The sequence below is a fragment of the Chitinophaga niabensis genome, assembly GCF_039545795.1.
GTDB lineage: Bacteria > Bacteroidota > Bacteroidia > Chitinophagales > Chitinophagaceae > Chitinophaga > Chitinophaga niabensis_B.
In genome coordinates, this window is sequence record NZ_CP154260.1 from 5,718,218 (window position 1) to 5,734,176 (window position 15,959).

General features: G+C 38.1%; 12 protein-coding genes. 9 read left to right on the forward strand and 3 right to left on the reverse strand.

What is annotated here, in order from left to right:
• The first annotated feature begins 27 nt into the window (after positions 1–27).
• The 6 genes from AAHN97_RS22720 to AAHN97_RS22745 all read left to right on the forward strand — a co-directional run bounded on the left by AAHN97_RS22720 (position 28) and on the right by AAHN97_RS22745 (position 5,400).
• Entirely contained in the window at positions 28–1,119 is a 1,092-nt protein-coding gene (locus AAHN97_RS22720) for a FecR family protein (RefSeq protein ID WP_343304396.1), read from the forward strand.
• Positions 1,120–1,666: 547 nt separating this feature from the next.
• Positions 1,667–2,137, forward strand: coding sequence for a hypothetical protein (locus AAHN97_RS22725; protein ID WP_343304397.1), 471 nt, complete (start codon positions 1,667–1,669; stop codon positions 2,135–2,137).
• A gap of 38 nt (positions 2,138–2,175) precedes the next feature.
• On the forward strand, positions 2,176–3,147 hold the full coding sequence (locus tag AAHN97_RS22730; protein ID WP_343304398.1) for a helix-turn-helix domain-containing protein: 972 nt from the start codon (positions 2,176–2,178) through the stop codon (positions 3,145–3,147).
• Between the two features lie 213 nt (positions 3,148–3,360).
• A complete protein-coding gene (locus AAHN97_RS22735; protein WP_343304399.1) occupies positions 3,361–3,858 on the forward strand; it encodes a MauE/DoxX family redox-associated membrane protein in 498 nt (165 codons plus the stop codon).
• 97 nt (positions 3,859–3,955) lie between these two features.
• Entirely contained in the window at positions 3,956–4,267 is a 312-nt protein-coding gene (locus tag AAHN97_RS22740) for a hypothetical protein (RefSeq protein ID WP_343304400.1), read from the forward strand.
• A 65-nt stretch (positions 4,268–4,332) separates the two neighbouring features.
• Positions 4,333–5,400: a hypothetical protein gene (locus AAHN97_RS22745; protein ID WP_343304401.1), complete on the forward strand. Its 1,068-nt coding sequence runs from the start codon at positions 4,333–4,335 to the stop codon at positions 5,398–5,400.
• 84 nt (positions 5,401–5,484) lie between these two features.
• Here AAHN97_RS22745 and AAHN97_RS22750 read toward each other — a convergent pair whose 3' ends face one another.
• The 3 genes from AAHN97_RS22750 to AAHN97_RS22760 form a co-directional block, all read right to left on the reverse strand.
• Positions 5,485–6,870, reverse strand: a complete 1,386-nt coding sequence (locus AAHN97_RS22750) for a RagB/SusD family nutrient uptake outer membrane protein (protein ID WP_343304402.1) — start codon at positions 6,868–6,870, stop codon at positions 5,485–5,487.
• 78 nt (positions 6,871–6,948) lie between these two features.
• Positions 6,949–10,449, reverse strand: coding sequence for a SusC/RagA family TonB-linked outer membrane protein (locus AAHN97_RS22755; RefSeq protein ID WP_343304403.1), 3,501 nt, complete (start codon positions 10,447–10,449; stop codon positions 6,949–6,951).
• Between the two features lie 198 nt (positions 10,450–10,647).
• Positions 10,648–11,229, reverse strand: coding sequence for an RNA polymerase sigma factor (locus AAHN97_RS22760; RefSeq protein WP_343304404.1), 582 nt, complete (start codon positions 11,227–11,229; stop codon positions 10,648–10,650).
• Between the two features lie 666 nt (positions 11,230–11,895).
• Here AAHN97_RS22760 and AAHN97_RS22765 point away from each other — a divergent pair.
• From AAHN97_RS22765 to AAHN97_RS22775, 3 genes are all read left to right on the forward strand, one after another.
• On the forward strand, positions 11,896–13,041 hold the full coding sequence (locus AAHN97_RS22765; RefSeq protein WP_343304405.1) for a FecR family protein: 1,146 nt from the start codon (positions 11,896–11,898) through the stop codon (positions 13,039–13,041).
• Between the two features lie 243 nt (positions 13,042–13,284).
• A complete protein-coding gene (locus AAHN97_RS22770) occupies positions 13,285–14,784 on the forward strand; it encodes a TlpA family protein disulfide reductase (protein WP_343304406.1) in 1,500 nt (499 codons plus the stop codon).
• Between the two features lie 89 nt (positions 14,785–14,873).
• Positions 14,874–15,944, forward strand: a complete 1,071-nt coding sequence (locus tag AAHN97_RS22775; RefSeq protein ID WP_343304407.1) for a DUF6932 family protein — start codon at positions 14,874–14,876, stop codon at positions 15,942–15,944.
• Positions 15,945–15,959 lie beyond the last annotated feature (15 nt).

Consider the following 15,959-nt stretch of genomic DNA (forward strand, 5'->3'; position numbering starts at 1 on the left):
CCTTTTCTCAATTATTGCTAAAAAGATATGTTACGATCATTAGCCCGTTACGACCAGCTCATCGCCGAAGAGCTTGCCGGGATCATTACCCCAGAGGACCAGGCTGCATTAGACGAAGCCAAAGCGGTGTTTCCCGAGGTAAATGAACTCTGGGAGGCAAAACATGCCGTTTTAACCAGGGCCGAAGTGCAGAAATGGGCCGAACAGAAAATGATGCCGCCGGTAGTTTCCAACAGACCTGTCATGAAACGGTATAAACGTGTATTACTCGTAGCAGCTGTAATATTACCTATTTTTGTCACTTATCTTATTAGCCGCCCTACTCCCGAAACGGTTTTCCTACCGCCTCCTACCATTGAACTCAGACTGGAAAGCGGAAAAGTATTTGATCTGAGCAATGCACGAAAAGAGGAGGGAGATCTCATTTCTTTAAATATCCAGGATACCATCCTCACCTTTAGTTCCTCCAGCACAGAACAGGCAACACTTTCTGTACCGGATGGTAAAGATTATAGCATCACACTACCTGATGGTACAAAGGTCCGCCTTAACTCTGCCAGTAGCATCAGCTTTCCCTTATCCTTCAGTGCTACTTCCAGAAACGTGACCCTTCATGGAGAAGCTTATTTTGAGGTAACCAGGGATCCTAACCGCCCATTTACGGTTTCGATGCAGAACGCGAAAGTGGAAGTAGTAGGAACGTCATTCAATGTAAATAGCTACGACAAAAAACATCCGGTAGTAGCATTAGTTTCCGGAGGCGTGAATTTTCATGCAGGAAAGAAATCGCAGGCATTGAGACCAGGGCAGGCAGGAACATATAACGGCAAAGGAATAGACACCGCTAACTTTAATGCACAGGACCTGCTTGGCTGGCAGCAAGGCCTTTTCAAATTCCGGGACGCATCATTGGAAGATCTATGCAAGTTGATCCCCCGCTGGTTTGCGAGAAAGGTCGTTATTGATCAGCCGAAAGCAGATAAAGGCCTCTATACGGGAGACTTTGACAGAAATAAGACCCTGGAGGAGAACCTGGAGCAGCTAAAGTATTATGGTATTGGTTATGAAGTAAAGAATGACCTGGTGCATATCATCCGGCTGGAGGAGCCTGCGCGTTAACATTTCAATGCAGAATATCACCTAAACGAATTTTTCGTTAACATTTATCCCCCTGAATAGCTACCCATTTGTAGTAGTAGAACTACCTCTTTTCACATTCGTTAGGATTCCTCCTCGCCATTGATACCAACTGCAATAATAATGCAGTATAATCATCTAAATTTAAAACGTCATCGAATATACGTATGAAACTAACGGGTATCCCAAAACGTATGAAATGTTAAAATTCCAGGAACAGCAATGGTAATTTTTTAACTGCGGACATATTACAGTAGCATTTCTCAATTTCGTTTACACATTTAAATTAATCCCGAAAATTTACCATGTTGACCTAAATTTTAAACATTCAGTTATGTAATTAATTTACTTATAGTTTTAATTAGTCCAGGAAAACCATTTGGCGTAATTCACAGATTGAACCAATTGCATAAGGCGCAGCTTAAGACATAAGCCCTCACACTACAGATTGACATCTGAACGCCATTTTTTCAATAGTAGAGATATATTTCAGCAGGCCTCAGGCCATTACATTAAAAGGCACTTAGACATGTTATTCCATTTAAGTCAACAGAACTTCCCTGATGCTATCCACACGTCCGTTATCCCGGAGGAATACGCAAACCTCAAACTATCGGATCACACTGCAGATGTCACCATCGCCAATTGCTGCACCCTTATTCATCAATCCGTAGAAGAGAATGGCTATAGCCTATGGGTCAATAATTTCTTCATTCATAAGCCGCTGATACTGGATGTACTGCCGGACGACCTTACGTACTCCCTGTATTACAGCATGGAGAATATGGCCAGGTTCCTCAGCTACGACAAAGTAATTGAGGTGGCGCCACAGGAATTTCGCATCCTGGAACTGGCGCCCTGCCGCCACTATGGTATATTTTCTGAAGGCATATACAGATCCCTCCATGTAACAGTGGACGAACAGCATAAATCCATTCTTAATAACCGGGACTATGTAGTAACCTTGTTACGGGAACATTATTATGATATCGCTTTCTAGACAATTCAATTGTCCATTTTTTTAACCTTGTGGAGTCCATGAAAATAGTAATTGAAAATCCGGAATCAGAACAGGTGGTTGTGCAGGATTGTGTAGATAAAACTTTCCGGCTGCAGCAGATCAATCTCGCAGCAGCAACAACTACTAAAGGGAACTTTGGCCAGATCCTCTCACAGCATATCGCGTTTGATGAATTCACTGTCTGGCATTACGTATTCAATATTCAAAATCCCGTGAAAGTTTATGCACATGTGCATGATACGGAAGTTCCATTTGTTTTTTCGCTAAAAGGGTCTATCCCCTCATTGCTGAATGCAGAAAAGTGCTATATCAGCGAAGGGCAGTGTATTATTGCTTCCTTTCAATCCTGCGAAGGAACTATCATTGAACCAGGTGAATATGAGTTCCTTCATGTGGATATAAAAACCGGGTATCTTGCTGGGTTAACAGACATCTTTCCCCAGCTCAAAGAGGACATTCAAAAGGTCAAAAGCAATATGCTGTCCGATTATCGAGCGGTTATACCTGTAAAGGCCTTGTTGCGTATTCATTCTCTGCTTAAAAATGAAGCAGAGGAAATGACAGGAAAACTGATCATGGAAGCTACTGTTAAGCAGATACTCCTTTACACCATTGAAGAACTTACCCGGAAACGAATAAACGGAGTTTTGCTTCCATTAAAGGAGAAACAAAAGCTGGAAGCGGTACGGTCATATATTACCAATAACCTCGAGGGGAAGCTAACCATTGAACGGTTGGGAAAGCAGTTCGGGATTGCGAAAACCTCTCTTAAAGAGAACTTCAGGCGTCTTTTCGATAAAACAATACACTCCTATATAATAGATAAAAAAATAGAAATGGCAAAGTTGCTATTAGAAGAAGGAGAGACTATAACCGAGGTGGCTGAAAAAGTGGGATACCCCGAGGCCACAAACTTTACACGTGTATTTAAGAATCAAACCGGCCTGACACCGGCTACCTACAGAGAGAAAATAACCCGGCCGATTTGATCGATTTTTTTTGTCCGATTTGATTAGGATTGTGTTGAAGAGTTTGTTGATATTTGAATTCTGGTAAGAAAATAAGATATAATATTTCTATAAAAACAAACCCAACATAACCATATTAAGCAAAAGTCAATTTAGCAAAACGTTTTAATACGCAAACAATCCTCAGATATCAATTTAAAAGAACCACGATACTTCAATATCAAAACTCAAATTATGTTCAACCCTGTTCTGCGAAGGAGTAAACTATTGACCATAGCTTTTGAAATAATAATAGGTCTATTTATTCTGTTATGGATCTATACGGGTTTAAACAAAATAATAGATTTTGCAAATTTCAAAGTTCAATTAGGAAGATCTCCATTCATTCAACATTGGACATCATTCATTGCTATCGCCCTCCCTATCGGAGAAATAATATTAGCGATACTGCTTATTATAAAGAAAACCCGCCTGATAGGCCTTTACTTATCCTTCTCACTAATGGCGCTATTCACGGGATATGTATATATTATGCTTACTTATAGCTATGATCTGCCATGTAGTTGCGGAGGAGTATTAGAAAAACTGTCATGGGAAGATCATCTTATTTTCAATGCGCTGTTTACAGTGTTGGGAATAGCTGGTATATTCCTACAGGTAAACCGTTCAAAATTTTCAAATCGAAAATTTGAAAAAGTAATTCCTTCACAAAAGGATATCGCTAGAATATAATTATCTAAAAATATTATTGATCAATAAGCAGGATCCTGTCCTGCATAAAACAGGATATTTGTTAATCTTTATTTCTAACATTAAAAAACACATTTTTATGAAAAATTTAAAATTGAGTTTTGCAATTCTGGTTGCTGTTGGCGCCGTAGCTTTAACCCTGTCTACAAATGCAAGAAGCATTTTCGAAGCTTGTTCTCAAACTGTTACAATCACTAATCCTAACCCTGATGTTGTTTTCAGTCAAGGTGCTGCTTTTGCTGATGTAAACCAATACCAAGGTAGAACTGATGCCGTTCTTAGCGGTGCTGCTTATGACACAGAAGATTGCCTCGGAACTCCCGAACAATTCTGCTGCGCTACCAAAGCTTCTGGATCAGGCGTTGTATTGATCTATCGTCAAAATCCGTAATTATATAAAAGCATCAACTGAAATTCAGTTGGTGCTTTTTATTTTTTTAATACATTTTTCCGCCCATGAACACCAGACATTCTTTTGCCATTATAAGTATATTAGTATTCATAACTCTTTTTTTAGTATATCTAAAAAATGCAGCGAGTTTACCCAATACACAGAATAATGGATTCAGTCGTAAATGGCTTGACAAAGCTATTGCCCTTGATGCTACGGAAGAAATCAACACTTCATTTCAAAGAATAAGCGGGATATCTAACTCGAAATTTTTCCTTTCAACGCTAAAGCCGGATGTAATTACTACATTTTCACTTGACCTTAAAGCGCAGGATACAATCTTTCTAAACCTTCCAAAGATTAACGGATCATATACTCCTAATATACTAAATGTTGATTCAACTGATATTAGGATATACCTGCCAAACTTAGCACTTTCCTTATATAGCTCCTTTACCGAAAATAAATTTGATTCCTCAAAATTCCAATCTGACATTTACACCCGATTCTCTCAATTATCAGATTCACAAATTATTGTCAGAGCCCTTTCAGAAAATCAAACAAGGCAAAAATTCAAAAAAGTTAATACCCGAACAGGAGAAGTTCTGAAAGAATCAAAAATTATTGAAGACGATGACAGTTTTATGGGATTTGATAGTGATGGTACGCTAAACTATGATTCAAAAAATAAACTGCTCTTATACGTTCAATATTACAGGAATGAGGTTTATTGCTTTGATAGTAATTTAAATGTGGTTTATAAATCTAAAACAATTGACACCATAAAGTACAATCATACTAACTATACAAAACTAAACAAAGCTGGAAGTGAGAAAATAACCACGTCCGAATCCAGGCTTATAGTTAATAGGAATTGTATAGTAGATTCAGAGAATGGTCTGTTTTATGTGTTGTCAAACCTTAAAGCTGATAATGAATCACCACCTCTATATAATAACAATAACACCATAGATATTTACAAAACTATTAATGGGAAATATGTTGGCAGCTTTCACTTACCCAGGGAGGGAAAAAGCAGAATACTGTCTGCTGTTGTCACTCCCCCATACTTAGTTGCACTAAGCAAAGGAAATTTATCCAAATACAAAATAGATTATACTGACTTGAAATAAAAAACTAAAAAAAAAGAAACAGGAATGTCCGGTTTAAGCCGGACATTCCTGTTTCTATAAATTCTTGTCAGTATATAGGTGTTATCATTTCGCCCATCCAGAATTCTGTTGAATACCGGATAACTGCACTACATCATCTGGTATAGGGAAAGTATATTTATAACTATTAGGCTCAAGTGTATAAGTATTTCCTCCGATCGTTCTCGTTAATATCTCAGAAAACTGTTGTTCAGTATTAAGGCGCCTTAAATCAGTCCATCGTTGTCCTCTAAGAAATAACTCCTTCTTTCGTTCTTTAAGAATTTTCACTAAAGCGTCATTTGCATCCACTGCAGTTACGGGCGCAAATGTCATATCATATCTCCTTTTAAGAAGTAAATTTAAATACTTTAGTGCATCTTCTTTTGCACCAGATCGGGCTAAAGCTTCCGCGCGGATAAGATAAACTTCATCAGTTGCAAGCCCAAAGAAATAGGAGGTACTATTATTGCTATAATTACCCTTGAATATAATTGTCCCTGCGCTCTCCGTCCTGAAGAAAGCCTTTTTTCTCAAATCGTTAGCCGCATAGGTATCAAACAGGGATTTATCAATTTTGGCAGAGGATGTAAGAATGTTATAAGCACTTCCCAGGCTGTGAAAAATAACTTCATCGTTGAATACTCCTATAAAATTGGCATTTAAGTTAATTTTACTATAATCCAACAAAGTGCTATAGATCTTAAGACATGAGTCTGCATATTTACCTGCATTACTATAATCTTTCATGCTCAAATAAACTCTTGCCAACTGAGCAAATACAGCAGGTTTTGAAGCCCTGGTTTTATATCGGGGAGTTGTCGGCAATAGATCTTTTGCAATCAACAGATCGGCTATAATTCTATCATACGTTTCTTTAACCGTTGACCGCACTGTTGGAATTGTAATATCCGCTTCTGTCCTTATGGGCAACCCAATATCGGAACTGGCGGTAGCTGTATTAAATGGAGGGATGAAAACCTGGGCCAATTCGAAGAGCTGCCTAGATCTGTTAAATAAAGCTCCTCCTATTATCCTATTTCTCTGTTCACTGATACTAGCTGTTGATTCAATCTTCTCTGCCCCTTCCAGGATTACATTAGATACAATAATAAAATTATATGGTGAATTCCAATCAACGATTGCTATGTTAGGTCTGTTTTTTGTCCACGTATATGCATTAACAAGGTTATTGTCAAACCCTGAAGCCCATCTTGATTCCAATACGTAATGGCCATCACTTGCTACCTCCCCAATGCTTAAAGCGCTTCTTCCATTTATCGCAGTATTATCCAACATTGCTTCAAAATCATTCAATGTCTCTGGGACAGTTAAGTTCTTATCCGGCTTTTCATCTAGCCAATCTTTATCGCAGGACGTAGATAGACAAAGCATGGATAATACTACAATCACTTTATATACTGGTGCGACATATGTTATACCTTTTGCCATAAATCTTAAAATTTTTATTATTAACACGGCTATTTCTAACGCTCAGGGAACTAAGCCGATTTCAACCCAAAAGAGCAGTTAAAAATTTGCATTTAAACCAATAGCAATAGACCTTGAAATCTTTTGAAACTGACTTTCCGGATCAATGTTATACTTATTTGCTTTCCAGATAAGTCCCAAGTTGGTGGCATAAATAAATACCTGTGCATTCTTGATCATTACATTTTTCGTACTATACTTACCGAAATCATAACTCAGTCTTATATCCTGAAACCTTATATGATCTGCCTTTTGTACTAAAATATCTGATTGTGAATAAACGCTATAGGTCAGGCTCGCATCATTCGCATTAGGTATAGCTGGAATATTTGTCCTGGCTTCATCTCCGGGCTTTTGCCATCTTTGTGAATAATCAGCATGATCACCCAGACCATTATATAAATTATAGTAGCTGACTGAATTCCTTCTGAAGTAATGACCAAATTTATAGGTTATATTAAAGGATAAAGAAATACTCTTTACAGTTACCGTATTTCTAAGTGAACCATAAAATACAGGTAGCGTAGGTCCAGAATATACAAGGTCCTCTATCTTAGCTTTGGATGCAGCAGTTTGGTATGAAGTGATAGTATCGCCTGTATATACACGTGGAGTTCCTGAAACCGGGTCTAATCCGGCCCAACGATAACTATAGAGCTTAAATAAGGGATCTCCGACTATGGGGGTTCCCTCCGTAAAGTATTGACTTACAGTAGTAGGTTTTACATTAAAAGTTGTTACTCTGTCCTTATTATAACTAAAGAGCAAATTACTCTGCCAGCTCAAATTATTAGTTTGAACATTCATAGAATTAAGGATCACATCTATCCCATTCCCTTTTATCCTTGCATTATTACCAGTATATTTCACAAATCCCGTAGTAGGATCAATCTGAACATCGCTGATTAAATCTACCCCATTCTTGATATAATACTCTATTGATCCCCAAAGCCTGTTATCCAAAGCCCTGAAATCTCCACCAAAATTTATCATTTTAACCCTTTCCCATTTTAAGTTGGGATTCGGGGGGCTGATCAACGTAGCTGATTTTGCTCCCGTTAACGACTGAATCGCATATGAAACAAGTGGATATGCAGCAGCGCTATTGTTTGTATTACCATTAAACCCATATGTCGCCCTAAGGTTCAGATAAGGCAACCACCGGCTCTTGTAAAATGCCTCTTCTGAAATATTCCATCCCAAGCCGCTTGACCATAACGGCACCTGCCGCTGGTTTGCTTTAACGCCAAAGAAATTTGAACCATCAATCCTTCCACTTGCTGTAATGGTATACCTACGGTCATAAGTATATGCTCCATTCACATAAACACTCCGATAGCGGCTGATCCGGCCGGATATATTATCCAGGTAAGGGACATTGGCTGATCCAAATCCATTGCCCGAAAAATAGGGATACTGGTTTTTGTAATCTACAATTGAGATCTGATTTGTTTGTTCATCAAAACCATATCTTCTTGTTTGATTGAAATCAGTATTTGATTCCCGCATTTCAACACCCGCTAAAGCAACCAGGTTACCGCGTTCCCAATTTTTATTATAATTGATCTGCCCGCGAACATTCCAGGATTTAATCGTTCCATTCTGCAAGTCCAATATGCTCCCCAATGGTATTGCATAAAAAGGATTCGCAGCTGAGCCCGACATATATCTGTTTATCAGGTCCCGGGTAAAGTAGGTATTCAAATTATTCAAATTCCTTAAAGTAGAAGCTTCATTTTGATACTGATATTTAGCTTCAACTGTCAAACCTGAAAATATCGTATACTTCAATCCAGCCCCTAATCTCACTTCCTGCCTCCTTAATGTATTATCCTGATTCTCGAGTTCATCCAGCGGCGTATAGTTCCAGTTTAGTAAGGCAGGAAACCTTGCAGTGTCAATAAAAGCCTGCCTGATTGTTCTGATCGCAGTTAAATGATTACCATCTTTATCAGCAAGTTTAGTATATGGTGAAGCTGCAAGGCCATTTAAGCTAACTGAATTATTCTCATTTATTGATGAGGTGTACACAACAAAGCCATTTACCTCCAAATTCCTGATCGGGATATACGTATTGTCGAAACGTACAGTTAAGCGCTTAAAATTGTCGCCTACTGCTGTGCTCCTATTCCTATCATACCCAATAGATCCATAATATTTATAAATAGAGCTGCCTCCGGAGAAATTAACTGCATATTGTTGATTAATACTATTCTGGTTTAAATACCTGTTCATATCTCTGCGTATATCATTCCCCTGTAAAGCTGAAATTCTGGCATCTGCTTCCTGTTGGGTGATCTCGTTCCGTCTTTGGGCAAGTAATATTTCAGCCACTTCCGGAATAGCCGGGAATTCATTGTTTGATGGATAGGAGTCGTCATAGTCATTATAATAACCAGAGGCAAACAGTTTTTTCTGAAAATCCACCACTTCACCTACAGACATTATTGGTGAGGTAAACAATCTCGGTTTTTCGGAGATAGTTACATTTGAAACAAACTGCATGTTTGATCGTTGGTTATACTTCCCTCTCTTAGTAGTAATAACTATAACACCATTGCCGGCTTTCACACCCCATATAGACGCTGCCGATGCATCTTTTAAGACTGTTACAGACTCAATGTCATTCGGGTTAAGGTTATTAATATTTCCTTCATAAGGGAAGTTATCCACCACAATCAACGGCTGCATACTGGCATTTATAGTACTTATCCCACGGATGGTGATAGCGCTTCTTTTGTCTAAGCTTTGATTTCTGGATTCAAAATTCAATCCACTGGTAACATTTAAAACCCTTTCCAGGACATTAGTCCCCATTTGCCTGTTGTACAGTTCATTATTTATATGAGCGAAAGATCCGGTAACCCTTTCCTTTGGGATGTCCTGATATCCCGTAGAAACTATTTCTACTGCCTGTATTTCCTGAATAAGTGAGTCAAGAGAGATCCGTAGTTCAGATTGACCTGATAATTTTAACTGCTTTGTTTTATACCCTATGGAAGAAACCAAAATTGTTGTATTGGCAGGAATATTCACAAAGCTAAATCGGCCCAGTTCATTCGTCCCCTGCCCCCTGGATTGCCCGCGAAAAGAAACTGTTGCCCCTGATATTGGATTGCCCGATTTATCGGTAACTATACCAGAGACATTCATTTTCGGAATGCTGTCTATAGTTCCTTCCGCAGGATCTACCTTTTCATTGCCTGATGATTTCTTAGAGATGATAACTGCACCGTCTTTTATTCTCCATGCTACATTCTTTCCTTTAAGAATGATATTAAGCGCTTCCGGTAAACGTACCTGGGAAAGACTGATAGAAGGTATGATCTCACTTCCATCAAGCGTAACCTTTGAGTAGAAAAATGCATATCCAGTTTGTTTTTCAATCTGCCGGAGCGCCATTTCAATAGAAGTATTAGATGACTGAATAGTTATCGTTGCACTATCCTGCATAAAAGCCTTGCTATCAATAGAAAAAAATATAGCGGCAAGAAATAACCATTTAAACCGCCATGACGCCGAGCAGTAAATTTTGATCATAATCGATTGTTTGTTTGAGTTAGACTGTTTAATTTTCTGTCTAGTAGACAATACTGTACCCCATCACCTGTATGGGTGAATGCATTCGCTTCAAACTGATAAAAAATAATTGATCCCTGTAATATTCCCTTAAGAATAAAGGAAGAACATTCACAAAATCGCAATAAGATGTGTGCTGGTGTATTAATAAGTCCGGTGCTACCTTATTACATAAAGTACAATGAAGTAGATAAAGGAACCTAAATTATCTTTAAGAATATTTCGTGCTAGTCGTAAGTGTGTTCTTATGCTCTCAGTACCTATTCCCATAATCTTTGCAGCTTCATCGTAGGAATTGCCTTCCATATATACCAACTCAATGGCTCTTTTCCGCTGAGGGGAGAGAAAAGAGAATAGCCATTCCACTTTCCTTTTGATCTCCTGGTGATTAATGGACTGTATGATATCCGGAGGAGTACTTAGCCCATTGTTAGCTGACTTTTGGTAATAAGTATATGCATTCTCCTTTTTTGCCAGCGTTTCGTTTTTCCTGATCTTGGCCAAACACAGATTCTGGATCACTTTAAATGTATAGTATCGTATATCGCTGATAGAAGACCAGGTATTGTAATTCTTCAATACAATAAGGAAGGCGTCATGAACCGCATCCTCCGAATCTTTTTTATCCTTCAGAAACGAATAAGCAAATTGCGTCATCTCTAAAGAGTACCTTCTGTAAAATTCCTTGAAGGCCTCTTTATTTCCCTTTCTAAATTCTTTAAATATTTGCTTCTCTTCCATTTCAATTACTAACTATAATTCTCAGTTTTATGTACACTACTAATTAACTTTCAAATAATGGCAGGTGATTATTGCGAGAAGCTAAAAGTGAGGAAAAAACGGCAATGAAAAACATATTTAATGGTTGTCTATTGTGCTAATGGTCTCATCTTGATGCTTTAAAGGTGCAAAATTAATTGTTAATTTGTCATAATAGAATCGTTATTTATATGTTAAGACGCATAATTCATGAAATCTTTCCAAGCCAAGCCAGTAAAGAGTTATACTATAATATCAGCTAATTTTGGATTCAATATTTTGTTATGAGAATTTTAAGGAGTTTTCAAAAATAACCCGAAAATGATTAACACTTATTTGTTAATTCGGACATCTGGCAAAAAAGAGTTTTAAACCGAAATTTATGTGGCAGAAAATGAAAAAATGTCTTAACATACAGTATAAAAATTTAAATAAGAAGGAAACGCAATCAAAATACGCGCAAACATGTTTGTAAAACAGGAGAATAATACCATCATGGGGCATCCATTCCTCGCCCTTATAAATTATGCTTACGTAATATCCGTTCTTTTCCCTCATCCATAAAAGTAAAGTCTGGATTATTTTTTTTGCATAACTTAACCCTGCCCCATACCAATATGCATCTTATAGATTAATAGACAATTACCCATGCAAGAGAACATCTACATTCGAATTCTATCAATTAAAGAACATTTAGGAAATATTACTCCTGAAGAAAAGTCTATTTTGGATGCATTTCTTGCCAGCAGCAAAGAAGCACAGGAAATCCAGAAGGAGATCCAAGCCATTCCTAGAGAAGAACTGGCCTGTCTGGCAAATGATCTTGATGTAGAAGCGGGCTTAACGAAAGTATTGGAAGAAGAAAGTGATTTTGTTGCCAGAAAGTCTAACCCGTTGATAAAATGGATAACTGCCTCCGCCGCAGCTGCAGCACTTCTTTGGGCGATCTTTAATTACATCAGTCCGACCCACAAGACCAGCGCGCCAAAGAATGATCAGCTTGCCCATAACATTGGAAAAGGTCAGGCAACCTTAACCTTATCAAATGGCCAAACCATTAACCTCAACGATTCAGGGTATCAGCAAATCCTGGCAGGCAATGCAAGCGTAAACAATAATAACCGCCTGTTAAAATTTGACCTGCCGCCTGATGGCATGGAAGGCTGGAATACATTAACAGTACCTACCCGGCTTGACTATCAGATAGAACTATCTGATGGCAGTACCGTCTGGTTAAATAGCACTACAAAATTCCGTTTCCCCTTTTCCTTCTCGGGTAAAACCAGAGAGGTATTTATATTATCCGGCGAAGCCTATTTCAAAATATCCCCTAAGCCCAACCAACCTTTTGTTGTACATACAAATCAGGGAGATATCCAGGTATTGGGCACGGAGTTTAATATAAATGCCTACAATAATGAGCAGGTAGTAGCATCACTGGTAAATGGTAAAATAGCAGTTAAAGAAGGTGCTAACAGAAAAGAGCTGGAGCCAGGATATGAAGCAACAATTGAGGCAAAGCAAAACATCTCCGTCCAAAAATTCGACCCTTCAATTACACTTAGCTGGCGACAGGGGCTTCATTATTTCAATGATGCACCAATTACAGCAGTAGCAACAATGCTTGAACGCTGGTTTGATACCCCATTAATTATTGATAATCCCAAAGTTGCTCAAAGGCAATTCCGGGGTAGAATATACCGCTACAAAGGACTGCAGACATTTATCGATCAAATGAATCTGACCGGGGATGTGCTATTTTATTGGAAAGATGGCCAACTGCATTGTAAATAAAAGGTCCAACCTGCTCTTTCATAGTCTCTTATATTTTCTTTCACTTCTATATTATTGAATATCAATCATTTAATAGCTTGATTAATAAAATATTATCATGCCGTTAACCCTTCGGGCCATAAATATGCTCTTATAATATAGTATCGTTTACTAAGGCTTCGGTTCAATCTGATTATCAACTGCGAAAATATAGCAGTTCGAGTGTGCAAACATTAATATATTATATTATTTAATAAATTAAATATGGAAAGGCTACGTTCATTATTTTTTCTCAAGACAACTTTTGTGGTTTCAATAATTCTATCCACCACTTCTATCGTGAGTGTTGGTCAGAAATCGCAACCATATGAAAATGCAAAAGATGGAGAACAAATAGAACCTGGTAAGCCCTTTACAGGAAATCTGAATGAACAAAAGGGAATTGCGCAGCAGCCAAAGGAAACTTCCTCTCCATTCGTCAGATTAAATATTGGAGACAAGGTTCCCGATATAACATTCATGCATGTAAAAAATCATCCTGGCAAAACAATAAAACTCTCAGATTTCAAAGGAAAACTCCTGATTATCGACTTTTGGAATAAGTGGTGCATTCCCTGTATTTCCGCCTTCCCGAAAATGGAAGAACTACAAAACAAATTCGGGGATAATATTCAAATCCTGTTGGTCACCAGCGACAAGGATCAACAACTTCAGTCCCTTTTTCAGAATTCGGAAATAATTAAGAACACCAAACTACCTATTATTACTGCCGATACGGTCCTGAATAAATTGTTTCCTCACACCGCAGTTCCCTATCACGTTTGGATAGATAAAGAAGGCTTTGTAAAAGCTACTTTGTCAGACTACAATACAAACTCAAGTACCATACAGAAATACATTAATGAGGGTAAGGCTGATTTTACTAAGCGGCAGGATATTTTCAGCCATGAAATTAAATACGGTTCACTTCTGAATCAATTAAAAGGCACTGATTATAATCAGATGCAACAAATTCAGGCATATACATTATTCACAAAACTCAATCTCTATAACTCCGGATCTATGATGCTGATAGATACTGCCTCCAAAAGAATTCTGAACTTCTCCATTGTGGACCTTTTCAGAGCTGCATATGGAAATAACTATTTAAATGCTGGTATTGAAGAAGTAGCCACCCAATATGCCCATAAGGTACCGGTCAAGGTAACTGTAATTGCAAAAACACCGGAAGCAAGAGCAAAATACTTTTATCCTAAACGCAGTTCTCCCGGTTACGATGCCTGGTTAAACGAAAATATTTATTGTTATGAAAAGGTGTTTGAACCTTCCATAATGAAGCTGCCTCCTTCAAAAAGAGCCAGAGTTCAGGACTCTCTGGTAATAATGGATTTAGAGAGATACTTTACTATTAGCTCCAGTATCCGAAATGCCAATGAAAAATGCCTTGTTATATACAGAAGAGATAAAACGGAAAATTTCAAAGCAAAAGGAGGAGAGCCCCTCCAGGAAAAAACCGAGAAAAATGTTATCCGAATAAGAAACTATTCAATTTCAACATTAACCGCCATAATTGAAGGTTATTTCCTGGCTTATTCCGGAGAATATCCCATTATCAATGAGACGGGATATGAAGGCCCCATAGACGTTGACTTTGGGGTAGGCGACCGGTCAATCGAAAAACTAGATCAGGACCTGAGTAAGTATGGACTGGGGATTAAAGAAGATCTCAGAATGGTCAGAAGCCTGACATTAAAAGAAAACTAATCGCGAACTAATTTCTATTTACAGCATAATAAAAGAGGGGTTCAGGCCCCTCTTTTTTATTAATTTTAGCTGACACAACTAACATAATAATGGATATACCAGCATTTACAGCCGAAGGAAAACTACCTGAAGGGCTACACATCTGTACAACCGAAGCGTTCATCACCAGATTTTGCATTGGTGAAACACGCGAAAAATACATAACACGGATTCATGAAATATTCAGCTATGCAAAAAGAGCAGAGGCGGCAGCATTATTCATCGGCGGCTCATTTATAACTGATAATCAAAACCCCGATGACCTTGATTGTATAATTGTTTTCCGCGAAGACAAATACATCCCCCGTAATACGGAGAAACTTCTAATAAAAGGATTGAAGTTTGATATTTTATTTGCGTCTCTAGAAGCCCCTGAGGTAATTGACTCATATATAAAATTGTTTTCCAATTCCAAACGTGGTGGTCAGAATGTTGGTGTCATTCAGGTAGATCTCTATTCCCAAAATGAAGTATGGGAACCCAGATATGTACCAGATGCAAAGGAATTTGAAATCATTCAAAGATCCTATAATGATAGAAGTGTGGTGGATCTAAAAGAAAAAAAGGGGATACTGGTAACGATCCATGGACTATTAAGTCGTGCTGAATGGAATAGTGACGTTGTGCTTATTGCCAGTAGCCAGGATTGGATCGTGGCCCCTTATTTCTACGATACTAATTCCCCTGGGCTACTAATCCTGCCTGAAAAAAGGGCTGAAACCCTGGAGCGTTTTAGAATGTGGATATATGATTTAAAACAAAGACATCAGGAAGAGATCTCAGTCATCGCCTACCCTTATGGTACATTTCTCCTTGGTTCATACCTAAAAGGATTTACAACTGAAGAGGAAGGCACTCCTGTAACATTTAATAGCATCATTCTAACAGGCTCTATTCTCAATGAAAACTTTGATTGGGAAAAGTATAGAGGGCTTAGTGTTGGGAGCGTATATAATACCATGGCTTCAAAAGATGAATGGGTTAAACTTATGCCGCCATCAAATTTGAAGAAATATCTCGGCATGAGTAACGATTTTGGGCAATCAGGTATTAATGGCTTCACTAAATACACTCCTATATTAACACAAAGAAATTATGAAATTCTAAATCATACCAATTAGTATTAAGAGAGATGT